At 68.9% G+C, this 12942-nt stretch carries 12 protein-coding genes; 9 read left to right on the top strand and 3 right to left on the bottom strand.

Annotated elements, in window-relative coordinates:
* Positions 1 to 19: 19 nt before the first annotated feature.
* Positions 20 to 973 (top strand): COX15/CtaA family protein, encoded by a 954-nt coding sequence (locus QGN31_RS09795; RefSeq protein ID WP_014385242.1) that lies wholly within the window; start codon positions 20 to 22, stop codon positions 971 to 973.
* On the opposite strand, the gene QGN31_RS09790 is transcribed toward QGN31_RS09795, so the two are convergent.
* Positions 923 to 1573, bottom strand: a complete 651-nt coding sequence (locus tag QGN31_RS09790; protein ID WP_043955084.1) for a hypothetical protein — start codon at positions 1571 to 1573, stop codon at positions 923 to 925. The two genes, QGN31_RS09795 and QGN31_RS09790, sit on opposite strands and share 51 nt — an antisense overlap.
* A gap of 19 nt (positions 1574 to 1592) precedes the next feature.
* On the opposite strand from QGN31_RS09790, the gene QGN31_RS09785 reads away from it, so the two are divergent.
* Positions 1593 to 2567: a quinone oxidoreductase family protein gene (locus tag QGN31_RS09785; protein WP_014942451.1), complete on the top strand. Its 975-nt coding sequence runs from the start codon at positions 1593 to 1595 to the stop codon at positions 2565 to 2567.
* Between the two features lie 306 nt (positions 2568 to 2873).
* Here QGN31_RS09785 and QGN31_RS09780 read toward each other — a convergent pair whose 3' ends face one another.
* Positions 2874 to 3800, bottom strand: a complete 927-nt coding sequence (locus tag QGN31_RS09780; protein WP_043955086.1) for a heme o synthase — start codon at positions 3798 to 3800, stop codon at positions 2874 to 2876.
* A gap of 255 nt (positions 3801 to 4055) precedes the next feature.
* Here QGN31_RS09780 and tkt point away from each other — a divergent pair, with 255 nt between their 5' ends.
* The 7 genes from tkt to QGN31_RS09745 are packed head-to-tail and all read left to right on the top strand — an operon-like array spanning position 4056 to position 11884.
* Entirely contained in the window at positions 4056 to 6155 is a 2100-nt protein-coding gene (gene tkt / locus QGN31_RS09775; RefSeq protein ID WP_008258107.1) for a transketolase, read from the top strand.
* A gap of 16 nt (positions 6156 to 6171) precedes the next feature.
* Entirely contained in the window at positions 6172 to 7293 is a 1122-nt protein-coding gene (gene tal / locus QGN31_RS09770) for a transaldolase (RefSeq protein WP_014942453.1), read from the top strand.
* Positions 7290 to 8834, top strand: a complete 1545-nt coding sequence (gene zwf, locus QGN31_RS09765; RefSeq protein WP_009955768.1) for a glucose-6-phosphate dehydrogenase — start codon at positions 7290 to 7292, stop codon at positions 8832 to 8834. Before tal ends, zwf begins: the two co-directional genes overlap by 4 nt.
* Positions 8834 to 9745 (top strand): glucose-6-phosphate dehydrogenase assembly protein OpcA, encoded by a 912-nt coding sequence (opcA, locus tag QGN31_RS09760; protein WP_008258116.1) that lies wholly within the window; start codon positions 8834 to 8836, stop codon positions 9743 to 9745. The genes zwf and opcA overlap by 1 nt, the downstream gene beginning before the upstream one ends.
* Positions 9742 to 10497 carry a 6-phosphogluconolactonase gene (pgl, locus tag QGN31_RS09755; RefSeq protein WP_009955770.1) on the top strand — a complete coding sequence of 252 codons (756 nt, stop codon included), beginning with the start codon at positions 9742 to 9744 and terminating at the stop codon, positions 10495 to 10497. Before opcA ends, pgl begins: the two co-directional genes overlap by 4 nt.
* Before the next feature lie 45 nt (positions 10498 to 10542).
* Positions 10543 to 10941: a hypothetical protein gene (locus QGN31_RS09750; protein ID WP_009955772.1), complete on the top strand. Its 399-nt coding sequence runs from the start codon at positions 10543 to 10545 to the stop codon at positions 10939 to 10941.
* 13 nt (positions 10942 to 10954) lie between these two features.
* Positions 10955 to 11884, top strand: coding sequence for a histone deacetylase family protein (locus QGN31_RS09745; protein WP_014942454.1), 930 nt, complete (start codon positions 10955 to 10957; stop codon positions 11882 to 11884).
* A 14-nt stretch (positions 11885 to 11898) separates the two neighbouring features.
* Here QGN31_RS09745 and QGN31_RS09740 read toward each other — a convergent pair whose 3' ends face one another.
* Positions 11899 to 12888 (bottom strand): aldo/keto reductase, encoded by a 990-nt coding sequence (locus QGN31_RS09740; protein ID WP_009951912.1) that lies wholly within the window; start codon positions 12886 to 12888, stop codon positions 11899 to 11901.
* Between the last annotated feature and the right edge of the window lie 54 nt (positions 12889 to 12942).

Raw genomic sequence — 12942 nt, 5'->3', positions numbered from 1 at the left:
GGTGCCTTAGGATCGGGCCGTGCTCGGACGAACGCTGTTGCGACTGGTGGACCTGCTCCCCAATCCCAGTCTGGGCGTCCAGCGGCTGATCGCCGCGGCCGTCATCCTGACCCAGGGCGGCATCGCCATCACCGGCGCGATCGTGCGCGTCACCGCCTCGGGGCTGGGCTGCCCCACCTGGCCGCAATGCTTTCCGGGCAGCTTCGTCCCGGTGGCCCACGCCGAGGTGCCGCGCATCCACCAGGCCGTCGAGTTCGGCAACCGGATGGTCACCTTCGCCGTGGTGATCACCGCGGCGTTGGCCGTGCTCGCGGTGACGCGGGCCCGCCGACGGCGCGAGGTCCTGGTGTATGCGTGGCTGATGCCGGTGTCGACCGTCGTCCAGGCGGTCATCGGCGGCATCACCGTGCGCACCGGGCTGCTGTGGTGGACGGTGGCCATCCACCTGCTGACGTCGATGACGATGGTGTGGCTCGCGGTGCTGCTCTACGTCAAGATCGGCGAGCCCGACGACGGAGCCGTGCGCGTGCTGATCCCCGCGCCCCTGCGCGCGCTGACCGCGCTCTCGGGCGTGAACCTGGCCGCGGTGCTGATCACCGGCACGCTGGTGACGGCCGCCGGCCCCCACGCGGGTGACCGCAGCGCCACCCGGACGGTGCCGCGACTCAAGGTCGAAGTCGCCACTTTGGTGCACGTGCACTCCTCGCTGCTGGTCGCCTACCTCGCGCTGGTCGTGGGCCTGGGCTTCGGGCTGCTGGCGGTGCGTGCGACCCGCGCGGTGCTGCGGCGGCTCGGGGTGCTGCTCGTCCTGCTGTGTGCGCAGGCCGCCGTCGGCACCGCCCAGTACTACACCGGCGTCCCGGCGGCGCTCGTCGCCCTGCACGTGGCGGGGGCCGCCGCGGCCACCGCCGCCACCGCGGCGCTATGGGCGTCGATGCGAGAACGGGCCGAGCCCGAGCCGCTCGCAGCCTGACTCGACCGCCACGGCGAACCGGCGCTGCGCGAGCTCGCGAGTGGCGGCGTCCACGTGCCGCCAACCCAGCTGCGGCGCAACGAGATCCAGCTTCACCAACCGGTCCCCCGCCACGTCGGCGCGCCCGTAGAGGAGCTCCCGCGCGCCGACCCCGGCGCGTTCGGCGGCCGCCGCCAGCGCGGCATAGGCGAGGTCCCAGGACTCGAACTCCGGCTCGCCCGGCCAGGCGTGGGATCGCTCCCCGCCGAGAAAGATCAACGTCGAGCGGGCCGTCGCGCCAGGGTCCGTCGGGATCCCGTCGTCCGCGAGATCGCGCAGATAGCGCTCAGTGAAATTCCAGGCGATGGCGTCGGGCGGGTTGAGCAGGTGGCGCACCCGGCGGGTCCAGGCCAGGAATTCGTCGCGCCGGCCCGGCCCGACCGGGGCGGCCCGCAGGATCACCAGGTCGGCCTGGGCGGCCCCCGGGTCGTCCCAGGACAGCCACCGCGCGTGCAGGCCACGCCGGCGCAGCGCGGGCACCAGCCCCGCGTCGTCGGGGTCGTCGCCGGGCCCCGCCAGCACGATGCGGGGATGGAAGACGTCCGGACGAGCGAGCTTCATGCCCGGGCATGATAAGCACATGCACGCAATCGAAGTCAGCGAAACCGGCGGCCCCGAGGTGCTGCGCTACGTCGATACGCCGCAACCCTCCCCCGGCCCGGGCGAGGTGCTGATCGAGGCCGAGGCCATCGGCGTCAACTACATCGACACGTATTTCCGCTCGGGCCAGTACCCGCGCCAGCTGCCGTTCATCCTCGGCCAGGAGACGAGCGGCACGGTGGTGGACACCGGCGAGGGCGTCGAGGGGTTCACCGCCGGCGACCGGGTGGTCACCGCCACGGCTTCCGGCGGTTATGCCGAATATGCCACCGCCCCAGCGTCTTTCACCGCGTCGGTGCCCGACGGCGTTCCCGCCGACGTGGCGGCCTCGGCGCTGCTGAAGGGGCTGACCGCGCATTACCTGTTGAAGTCGGTGTATCCGGTGCAGGCCGGCGACACGGTGCTGGTGCACGCCGGCGCGGGCGGTGTCGGACTGATCCTGACGCAGTGGGCGCACCTGCTCGGCGCGCGGGTGATCACGACGGTCTCGACCCCGGAGAAGGCGCGGATGTCGGCGAAGGCCGGCGCCGACGAGGTGCTCTCCTACCCCGACGACGCCGACGAGTTCGGCGAGCGGATCCGGGCGTTGACCGACGGTGCCGGGGTGGCCGCGGTGTACGACGGCGTGGGCGCGACCACCTTCGACGCCAGCCTGGCCAGCCTGGCCGTGCGGGGCACGCTCGCGCTGTTCGGCGCGGCCAGCGGGCCCGTTCCGCCGTTCGATCCGCAGCGGCTCAATGCCGCCGGCTCCGTGTTTTTGACCCGGCCGTCGCTGGCGCACTTCGTCCGCACCGGGCAGGAATTCAGCTGGCGCGCAGAGGAATTGTTCTCCGCGATCGCCCGTGGCGACATCACCGTCGAGGTCGGCGGGCGTTACCCGCTGGCCGATGCCGCCCGCGCCCACGAGGACCTGCAGGGCCGCAAGACCACGGGCTCGATCGTGCTGGTGCCCTGAGGGCTGTCGAGTCACAGCGGCCACATTGGTCTCGCCGCGGAAGGCATGGGCGTTTTGCCCACCTCCGAGCGACAAAGCATCGTGGTGGGGGGGTTGCCGTTACTAGGCGCGGTGGGGTTGCCGTTACTCGCCTCGGTGGGGTTGCCGTTACTCGCCGTGGTGGGGTTGCCGCTACTCGCCGTGGTGGGGTTGCAACTACTCGGGCCGGGCGATTGTCGCGGGGAGGTGGGCATTCGCGGTCCACTCTCTCGGAGAGACGGGAGTGGCCCAAGTGACTGGCGGCGCCCGAGTGGCGGCCCCAGATCGTCAGAACAGGTACGGCAGCCCGATGGCCGAGTCGATCGCCAACGCGCAGAACACCACCGCCAGGTAGTTGTTCGACTGCAGGAACAACCGCAGCGGCTTGACCGGCTCACCGACGCGCACCCCCGCGTACAGCTGGTGCGCCATCGCCAGGAACCACACCCCGGCCACCACGGCGACCGCCGCGTACAGCCAGCCCGTCGCCAGCGCCAGCGCCAGCGTGGACAGCACCGTCAGCCAGGTGTAGATCAGGATCTGCTTGGTCACCTGGCGCTCGGTCGCGACGGCCGGCAGCATCGGGACGCCCGCCGCTTTGTAGTCGTCCTTGTAGCGCATCGCCAGCGCCCAGGTGTGCGGCGGCGTCCAGAAGAAAATGATGGCGAACATCACCAGGGCCGGCCAGCCGATCGTGTTCGTCACGGCGGACCAACCGATCATCACCGGCATGCAGCCGGCCGCACCGCCCCACACGACGTTCTGCGAGGTGCGGCGCTTGAGCAGCAGTGTGTAAACGAACACATAGAACGCGATCGTCGCCAGGGCCAGCAGCCCCGACAGCAGGTTGGTCGTCCACCACAGCCAGAAGAACGATCCGACCGTCAGCACCAGCCCGAGCACCAGGGCGTTGCGGGTGGGCACCGCGGCCCTCGCCAGCGGCCGGCGCGCCGTGCGCTTCATCACCTTGTCGATGTCCGCGTCGGCCACGCAGTTCAGTGTGTTGGCGCCCCCGGCGGCCAGCATGCCGCCGATCAGGGTGTTGACGATCAGCAGCGGGTTGACCGTGCCGCGCTGCGCGAGCAGCATCGCCGGGATCGCGGTCACGAGCAGCAGCTCGATGACCCGCGGCTTGGTCAGCGCCAGATACGCCAGCACCGTGCCTCGCACCCGGCTTGGCAATCGGCTCGGCGCGGCGCGCCCGCGAACGCTCACGCAATAACTCCTCGGGGTCGCAGCGGCGCGCAGCATCTACTACAGACGATGGTAGACCGAGTGGCGGCGATGCCCCGCCCGTGGGTCGGTTCCCGCAGACTTTTCCCAGTTTTCCGAACTGAATGTTAAGGGCTTTCGACGGGCGCGTAATTTTCTCACCTGCCGGCCGCGGGTACCCGAAATCCTGCTCTGCAAGAGCCGGCCCTCCCGCACTAGGGTGGGATTGATCAGCTCGATGACCCAAGGACTGAGTCTGTGACGACACTCGAAGAGATCTCCACGCTGACCCAACCGCACCTCCCGGACGACTGGTCCGAGCTCGACTCGGCCGCCGTCGACACCATTCGGGTGCTGGCGGCCGACGCGGTGCAAAAGGTCGGCAACGGCCACCCCGGGACGGCGATGAGCCTGGCCCCGCTGGCGTACACGCTGTTCCAGCGGACGATGCGCCACGACCCCAGCGACACGTACTGGCTGGGCCGCGACCGGTTCGTCCTGTCGTGCGGACACAGCAGCCTGACCCTGTACCTGCAGCTGTACCTGGGCGGTTTCGGCCTGGAGCTCTCCGACATCGAGTCGCTGCGCACCTGGGGATCCAAGACGCCCGGACACCCGGAGTTCCGCCACACCAAGGGCGTTGAGATCACCACCGGTCCGCTCGGGCAGGGCCTGGCGTCCGCCGTCGGCATGGCGATGGCCGCCCGCTACGAGCGCGGTCTGTTCGACCCCGACGCCGCCCCGGGCACCAGCCCGTTCGATCACTTCATCTACGTGATCGCCTCCGACGGGGACATCGAAGAGGGCGTCACCTCGGAGGCCTCGTCGCTGGCGGCCGTCCAGCAACTGGGCAACCTCATCGTTTTCTATGACCACAACCAGATTTCGATCGAGGACGACACCAACATCGCGCTGTGTGAGGACACCGCCGCGCGCTACGAGGCCTACGGCTGGCACGTGCAGAGGGTCGAGGGCGGCGAGAACGTCGTGGGCATCGAGGAGGCCATCGCGGCCGCCCAGGCCGTCACCGACCGGCCGTCGTTCATCGAGCTGCGCACCATCATCGGCTATCCCGCGCCGAAGTTGATGAACACCGGCAAGGCGCACGGCGCGGCGCTGGGCGACGAGGAGGTCGCCGCCGTCAAGCAGATCCTCGGCTTCGACCCGGACAAGAACTTCGAGGTGCGCGACGAGGTGATCGCCCACACCCGCAAGCTGGTCGACCGCGGCAAGGAAGCGCACGAGAAGTGGCAGGCGGATTTCGACGCGTGGGTGCAGCGCGAGCCCGACCGCAAGGCGCTGCTGGACCGGTTGACCGCCGAGGAACTTCCCGACGGCTGGGACGCCGACATCCCGCACTGGGAGCCGGGTTCCAAGGAGCTGGCCACCCGGGCGGCCTCGGGCAAGGTGCTGTCCGCGGTGGGACCGAAACTGCCCGAGCTGTGGGGCGGCTCGGCCGACCTCGCGGGCAGCAACAACACCACCATGGATGGCGTGAAATCCTTTGGCCCGCCGTCCATTTCGACGAAGGACTACACCGCCGACTGGTACGGTCGCACGCTGCATTTCGGCGTTCGCGAGCACGCGATGGGTGCGATCCTGTCCGGCATCGTGCTGCACGGCCCCACCCGCGCGTACGGCGGCACGTTCCTGCAGTTCTCGGACTACATGCGGCCCGCGGTGCGGCTGGCCTCGCTGATGGACATCGACACCATCTACGTGTGGACGCACGACTCCATCGGGCTGGGCGAGGACGGCCCCACCCACCAGCCGATCGAGCACCTCGCGGCGTTGCGCGCCATTCCCAAGCTGTCGGTGGTGCGCCCGGCGGACGCCAACGAGACCGCGCACGCCTGGCGCACGATCCTGGCCCGTGGCAACGGCAGCGGCCCGGTGGGGCTGATCCTGACCCGCCAGGGCGTGCCGGTGCTCGAGGGCACCAGCGCCGAGGGGGTCGCCCGCGGCGGGTACATCCTGGGTTCGGACGGCGAGGAGGCCGGCCAGGACCCCGACGTGGTGCTGATCGCCACCGGCTCGGAGGTCCAGCTCGCCGTTAAGGCGCAGAAGTTGTTGGCGGACAAGGACATTGTGGCGCGGGTGGTCTCCATGCCGTGCGTCGAATGGTTCGAGTCCCAGCCCGACGACTACCGCGACAGCGTGCTGCCGCCGTCGGTGTCGGCGCGGGTCGCCGTCGAGGCCGGCGTCGCGCAGAGCTGGCACAAACTGGTCGGTGACACCGGGAAGATCGTTTCGATCGAGCACTACGGCGAATCCGCCGACTACAAGACCTTATTCCGTGAATTCGGCTTCACTGCCGAAGCCGTCGCTGCCGCCGCGGAACAAGTCGTGGATAACTGAGGAAAGGGTAATTCACATGACCGCTCAGAACCCTAACCTCGCGGCGCTGAGCGCCGCGGGCGTTTCCGTGTGGCTCGACGACCTGTCGCGGGAGCGGCTTCGGTCGGGGAACCTGCAGGAGCTCATCGACACCAAGAGCGTCGTCGGCGTGACCACCAACCCGTCGATCTTCCAGAAGGCGTTCGCCGAGGGCGATGCCTACGACAGCCAGATCGCCGAGCTCGCCGAGCGCGGCGCCGACGTCGACGCCACCATCCGCACCGTCACCACCGACGACGTGCGCAACGCGTGCGACGTGTTGACGCGCGAGTGGGAGAACTCCGACGGCGTCGACGGCCGGGTGTCCATCGAGGTCGACCCCCGGCTGGCGGGCGACACCGACAAGACCATCGCTCAGGCCGTCGAGCTGTGGAAGATCGTCGACCGGCCGAACCTGTTCATCAAGATCCCGGCGACCGAGGCCGGGATTCCGGCCATCACCGCCGTTCTGGCGGAAGGGATTTCGGTCAATGTCACGCTGATCTTCTCCGTCGAGCGGTACCGGGCCGTGATGGACGCCTACCTGGCCGGCATGGAGAAGGCCCGCGAAGGCGGACACGACCTGTCCAAGATCCATTCGGTGGCTTCGTTCTTCGTCTCCCGGGTGGACACCGAGGTCGACAAGCGGCTGGAGAAGATCGGGTCCGAGGACGCCAAGGCGCTGCTGGGCCAGGCCGGTGTGGCCAACGCCCGGCTGGCCTACGCGGCCTACCAGGAGGTGTTCGAAGGCGGCGAGCGTTACCAGGCGCTCAAGGCCCACGGGGCCCGGGTGCAGCGTCCGCTCTGGGCGTCGACCGGGGTCAAGAACCCCGACTACTCCGACACCCTCTATGTCACCGAACTGGTGGCGCCCAACACGGTGAACACCATGCCGGAGAAGACAATTGACGCGGTCGCCGATCACGGTGTGATCAAGGGCGACACCGTCACCGGCACCGCCGCGGACGCCCAGCAGGTGTTCGACAAGCTGGACCAGATCGGCATCGATCTGAGCGACGTCTTCGTGGTGCTCGAAGACGAGGGGGTGGAGAAGTTCGTGGATTCGTGGACCGAGCTGCTGGAGGAAACGCAGAAGCAGCTGGGTTCCGCCTCCAAATGAGCCCAGCCCGCACCGCGCAACAATGGCATAACCCGTTACGGGACAAGCGCGACAAGCGCCTGCCGCGCATCGCCGGGCCGTGCGGGATGGTCATCTTCGGTGTCACCGGCGACCTGGCGCGCAAAAAGGTCATGCCGGCGATCTATGACCTGGCCAATCGCGGGCTTCTTCCGCCGAGCTTTTCGCTGGTGGGCTTCGCCCGCCGGGATTGGAGCACCCAGGATTTCGGCAAGGTGGTGTACGAGGCGGTCAAGGAACATTGCCGCACCCCCTTCCGGGAGGAGAACTGGGAGCGGCTGGCCGAGGGATTCCGTTTCGTGCCAGGCGCTTTCGACGACGACGAGGCGTTCGCCCGGCTGGCCGAGACACTGGACAAGCTGGACGCCGAGCGGGGAACCGGTGGCAACCACGCCTTCTACCTGGCCATCCCGCCCAAGTCCTTCCCGGTCGTGTGCGATCAGCTGCACAAGTCCGGCCTGGCCCGCCCGCAGGGCGAGCGGTGGAGCCGGGTGGTCATCGAGAAGCCGTTCGGCCACGACCTGGAGAGCGCGCAAGCGCTGAACCAGTCCGTCAACGCCGTCTTCCCCGAGGAGTCGGTCTTCCGGATCGACCACTACCTGGGCAAGGAGACGGTCCGCAACATCCTGGCGTTGCGGTTCGCCAATCAGCTGTTCGACCCGATCTGGAACGCGCACTACGTCGACCACGTGCAGATCACCATGGCCGAGGACATCGGCCTGGGCGGTCGGGCCGGCTATTACGACGGCATCGGCGCCGCCCGCGACGTCATCCAGAACCATCTGATGCAACTGCTGGCGCTCACCGCCATGGAGGAGCCGGTCAGCTTCAGCCCCAGGGCGTTGCAGGCCGAGAAGATCAAGGTGCTCTCGGCGACGCAGCTCGCCGAGCCGCTCGACGAGACCACCAGCCGCGGCCAGTACGCCGCGGGGTGGCAGGGCGGCGAGAAGGTCCTCGGGCTGCTCGACGAAGAAGGGTTCGCCAAGGACTCGACCACCGAGACGTTCGCGGCCATCACCCTCGAGGTGGACACCCGCCGCTGGGCGGGCGTGCCGTTCTACCTGCGAACCGGAAAACGGTTGGGCCGCAGGGTGACCGAGATCGCCCTGATCTTCAAGCGCGCACCGCACCTGCCGTTCGACGCGACCATGACCGACGAGCTGGGCACCAACGCCATGGTGATCCGCGTGCAGCCCGACGAGGGTGTCACGCTGCGGTTCGGGTCCAAGGTGCCCGGCACCGCGATGGAGGTCCGCGACGTCAACATGGACTTCTCCTACGGTTCGGCGTTCGCCGAGGAATCCCCGGAGGCCTACGAACAGTTGATCCTCGACGTGTTGCTGGGTGAGCCGTCGCTGTTTCCGGTCAATGAAGAGGTCGAATTGGCTTGGCAGATACTCGATCCCGTGCTGGATAACTGGGCGGCCGGCGGCAAGCCCGAGCCGTACGAGGCGGGCACCTGGGGCCCGGACTCCGCGTTCGAGATGCTGCACCGCACCGGCCGGGAATGGCGGCGGCCCTGATGATTATCGATATGCCGGACGCCACCACCACCGCGGTCAACAAGAAACTCGACGAACTCCGCGAGAGGGTCGGCGCCGTCGCGATGGGCCGGGTCCTGACGCTGATCATCGCGCCCGACAGCGAGGAGATCCTCGAGGAGTCGCTGCAGGCGGCCAACGACGCGAGCCACGAACACCCCAGCCGGATCATCGTCACGATGAGGGGAAATCCGTACGCGGACAAGCCCCGGTTGGACGCGCAGCTGCGCGCCGGTGGCGACACCGGCGCCAGCGAGGTCGTGGTGCTGCGGCTGTCGGGCGCGCTGTCGGGCCACGCGGCCAGCGTCGTCACCCCGTTCCTGCTCCCCGACATCCCGGTGGTGGCCTGGTGGCCCGACGTCGCGCCGGCGGTGCCCGCGCAGGATCCGTTGGGCCGGTTGGCGATTCGCCGCATCACCGACGCGACCAACGGGGTCGATCCGCTGGCGGCGATCAAGAGCCGGCTGCCGGGATACACCGCCGGTGACACCGACCTCGCCTGGGCGCGCATCACCTACTGGCGGGCGCTGCTGACCTCGGCCGTCGACTTGACGCCGCACGAGCCCATCGAGTCGGCGCTGGTGTCCGGCCTGGCCACCGAGCCGGCGCTCGACGTCCTGGCGGGGTGGCTGGCCAGCCGGATCGACGGCCCGGTGCGCAGGGCGGTCGGCGAGCTCAAGATCGAATTGACGCGCAGCAGCGAGACCATCGTGTTGAGCCGCCCGCAAGAAGGCAGGACGGCCACGCTGAGCCGGACGTCGCGTCCCGACGCGCTGCTTCCGTTGGCGCGCAGGGAAACCGGCGAGTGCCTCGCCGAAGACCTGCGTCGCCTGGATCCCGACGAGATTTACCAAACCGCGCTGGAAGGCATTGAGAAAGTGCAATACGTGTGAGCACCAGCATCGAAATCTTCCCGGACAGCCAGGCCCTGGTCGACGCCGCCGCGACGCGACTGACCGACACCATCGGGAAGGCGGTCGCGGCCCGCGGCCGCGCGCTCGTCGTGCTGACCGGCGGCGGCAACGGCATCGGGCTGTTGCGGTCGCTGGTGGACCGGCCGATCGAGTGGTCCAAGGTGCACCTGTTCTGGGGCGACGAACGCTACGTCCCCGAAGACGATGACGAGCGCAATGACAAGCAGGCGCGGGCCGCGTTGCTCGATCATGTCGACATCCCGTCCAGCCAGGTGCACCCGATGCCGGCCAGCGACGGCGAATTCGGCGGCGATCTGGCCGCGGCGGCGCTGGCCTACGAGCAACTGCTGGCGGCCAACGCCGCGCCCGGCCAGCCGGTGCCGAGCTTCGACGTGCACCTGCTGGGCATGGGCCCCGAGGGCCACATCAACTCGCTGTTCCCGGACACCCCGGCCGTGCTCGAAACCACCCGCATGGTGGTGTCGGTCGACGACTCCCCCAAGCCGCCGCCGCAACGAATCACCTTGACGCTGCCCGCGATTGCGCGTTCCCGCGAAGTCTGGTTGATGGTGTCGGGCGCCGGGAAGGCCGACGCGGCGGCCGCGGCCATCGGTGGCGCCGCGCCGGTGTCGGTGCCGGCCGCCGGGGCGATCGGTCAAGAGACCACGCTCTGGCTGCTCGACGAGGACGCCGCGTCGAAGCTGCCGTCGGACCCGTCCGGCGTGGCCTGACGCGATTCCCACCGTGGGGTCCCCGGCCGGCCCGTCCGGGTCATAATGGCGGTCATGGCAGACAGAACCGTGCGCGGGGGGCAAGAGCGAAGCCGGATCAAGACGCTCACCCAGGCCGCCTTGAACGCCGACAAGACGGTGGAGCAGGTCGAAGACGTCCTCGACGGTTTGAGCAACACCATGAAAGAGCTCAGCAGCTCCTTGTCGGCGCTGAACGCCACGGTGGAACGCCTGGAAGCCGGCCTCGATCACCTGGACGGCACCATGGCCAGCCTGGACGATCTGGCCAAGCGGCTGATCGTGCTGGTCGAACCCGTGGAGGCCATCGTCGCGCGGATCGACGAGATGGTGAAGGTGGGCGAGACCATGATGTCGCCCCTGGCGATCACCGAGCACGCGGTGCGCGGTCTGCTGGACAGGCTGCGCAACCGGACCGCGGAGTAGGCCCCGACCCCTGATGGCCACGCTGCTGCTGCACCACTCCGCCTTCGCCGCGCATCGGACGGCCCCCGGGCACCCGGAGCGGCCGGACCGCTACCGCGCGGTGGAGGCGGCGCTGCGCCAGCCCCGGTTCGACGCGCTGGTGCGCGAGACGGCCGAGCCGGCCGAGCTTGCCGCCACGCGCTACGTGCATTCCAACCGCTACGTGGACGCGCTCGAGGCGGCGCGCCCCGAGCACGGCTACGTCTATCTCGACGGCGGCGACACCATGATGGAGCCCTCGACGTGGGAGACGGCCTTGCGCGGGGTGGGCGCCACGCTGCGGGCGGTGGACCGGGTGCTGGCCGGCGACGTGCAGAACGCATTCGTCGCGTGTCGGCCGCCGGGGCATCACGCCGAGTCCGAGCGCGCGATGGGCTTCTGCCTGTTCAACAACATCAGCATCGGCGCGCGGCACGCGCAGCGCAAACACGGGCTGATGCGCGTCGCCATCGTCGATTTCGACGTCCATCACGGCAACGGCACGCAGCAGATCTTCTACTCCGACCCGAGCGTGCTCTACGCGTCCACGCACCAGATGCCGCTGTTTCCCGGCACCGGCGCGGCGCGGGAAACCGGGGTCGGCAACATCTTCAACGCGCCGCTGGCGCCCGGCGACGGCGGCGCCGAATTGCGCGCCGCCTTCGCCGACCGGATACTGCCCGCGCTGCACGCCTTTTCACCCGAACTGATCATCGTGTCCGCCGGATTCGACGCGCACGAGCGCGATCCGTTGGGCTCGCTGACCATGACGACCGACGACTTCGCCTGGGTCACCAGGGAATTGATGAAATCGGCGGAGATGCTGTGCGACGGCCGATTGGTGGCGGTGCTCGAAGGCGGTTATGACCTGCAAGCCCTGGCCGATTCGGTGACCGCGCACGTCGGCGAGCTGGTGAAGGGCTAGGCGCCCTCCCCTGGTCAGCTCGCCTTTTTCTCGTGCATCTCGGGGGCCGGGCCGCCGACCGGCGTCGCCGACTTCATGATGTCCTCGATCGCGGCCAGGTCCGCGTCGGTCAGCGTGACGTCGGCCGCACCGGCGCTGTCCTGCAGGTAGGTGACGTGCTGCGCGCCCATGATGGCGGTGTGCACACCGGGTTGCGCGAGCGTCCAGGCGATGGCCAGCTGGCTCGTCGTGACGCCGAGATCGATGGCCAAATGGCTCAGGTCATCAACGACTTTGAGGTTACGCAGATAATCCTCGCCGGTGAAGATCGGACTCTTGCCGCGCCAGTCGCCGTCGGCAAAGCTGGTGTCTGGCTTCATGGTTCCCGTGAGCAGGCCGTGCGCCAGCGGTCCGTACACCATCACCCCGATGTCGTGGGCGTGGCAATAGGGCAGCAGGTCGGATTCGATGTCACGGCGAAACAGGTGGTACGGCGGCTGCACCGCTTCCACCGGAAGCGTGGCCGAAAGTTCCTCTATCTGGGTCGTGTCGTAGTTCGAGACACCGACGTGCCGAATCTTGCCCTCCGACACCAGTTCTGCGAGCGCTTCACCCGTCTCGGCCGCCGGAGTCGTGGGATCCGGCCAGTGGACCAGGTAGAGGTCGATGTAATCCACGCCCAGCGCGCGGAGGCTGGACTCGACACCGCTGCGCAGGTACTCGCGGCTGGCGTCGCGGACCAGTCCCGTGTCGGTTTTGCGCAACCCGCCTTTGGTGGCGATCACCAACTCGTCGCGGGCCCGCGCGAAATCGTCGCGAAGGGCCTTGCCGAGAATGCGCTCGGATTCCCCGAACCCGTATTGCTGGGCGGTATCGAAAAAGTTGATCCCCAGGTCACGCGCGCGTTGGATCATGGTGATCGCGGCGTCCTCGTCGGCTTGGCCCCAGTCGCTGCTGAACGCCCAGGTGCCGAAGGCCAACCGGGAAACCTCAAGCCCCGTCTTGCCGAATGTGATGGATTTCAAATGCCAACCTCCCCCGTTGGATGTTCGTCCCTGCGTGCGCGGCCCGCGCAGGCA

Source organism: Mycobacterium sp. 2-64 (assembly GCF_035918375.1).
GTDB classification, from domain to species: domain Bacteria; phylum Actinomycetota; class Actinomycetes; order Mycobacteriales; family Mycobacteriaceae; genus Mycobacterium; species Mycobacterium intracellulare.
The sequence above is the reverse complement of the archived record's forward strand: the minus strand, read 5'-3'. Positions and strand labels throughout refer to the sequence as shown.

What these genes read in the sequence shown, in the direction of transcription:
- QGN31_RS09790 (WP_043955084.1), bottom strand. Translation starts at nt 1,573, where the DNA reads ATGAAGCTCGCTCGTCCGGACGTCTTCCATCCCCGCATCGTGCTGGCG.
- QGN31_RS09785 (WP_014942451.1), top strand. Translation starts at nt 1,593, where the DNA reads ATGCACGCAATCGAAGTCAGCGAAACCGGCGGCCCCGAGGTGCTGCGC.
- tal (WP_014942453.1), top strand. Translation starts at nt 6,172, where the DNA reads ATGACCGCTCAGAACCCTAACCTCGCGGCGCTGAGCGCCGCGGGCGTT.
- zwf (WP_009955768.1), top strand. Translation starts at nt 7,290, where the DNA reads ATGAGCCCAGCCCGCACCGCGCAACAATGGCATAACCCGTTACGGGAC.
- opcA (WP_008258116.1), top strand. Translation starts at nt 8,834, where the DNA reads ATGATTATCGATATGCCGGACGCCACCACCACCGCGGTCAACAAGAAA.
- QGN31_RS09750 (WP_009955772.1), top strand. Translation starts at nt 10,543, where the DNA reads ATGGCGGTCATGGCAGACAGAACCGTGCGCGGGGGGCAAGAGCGAAGC.
- QGN31_RS09745 (WP_014942454.1), top strand. Translation starts at nt 10,955, where the DNA reads ATGGCCACGCTGCTGCTGCACCACTCCGCCTTCGCCGCGCATCGGACG.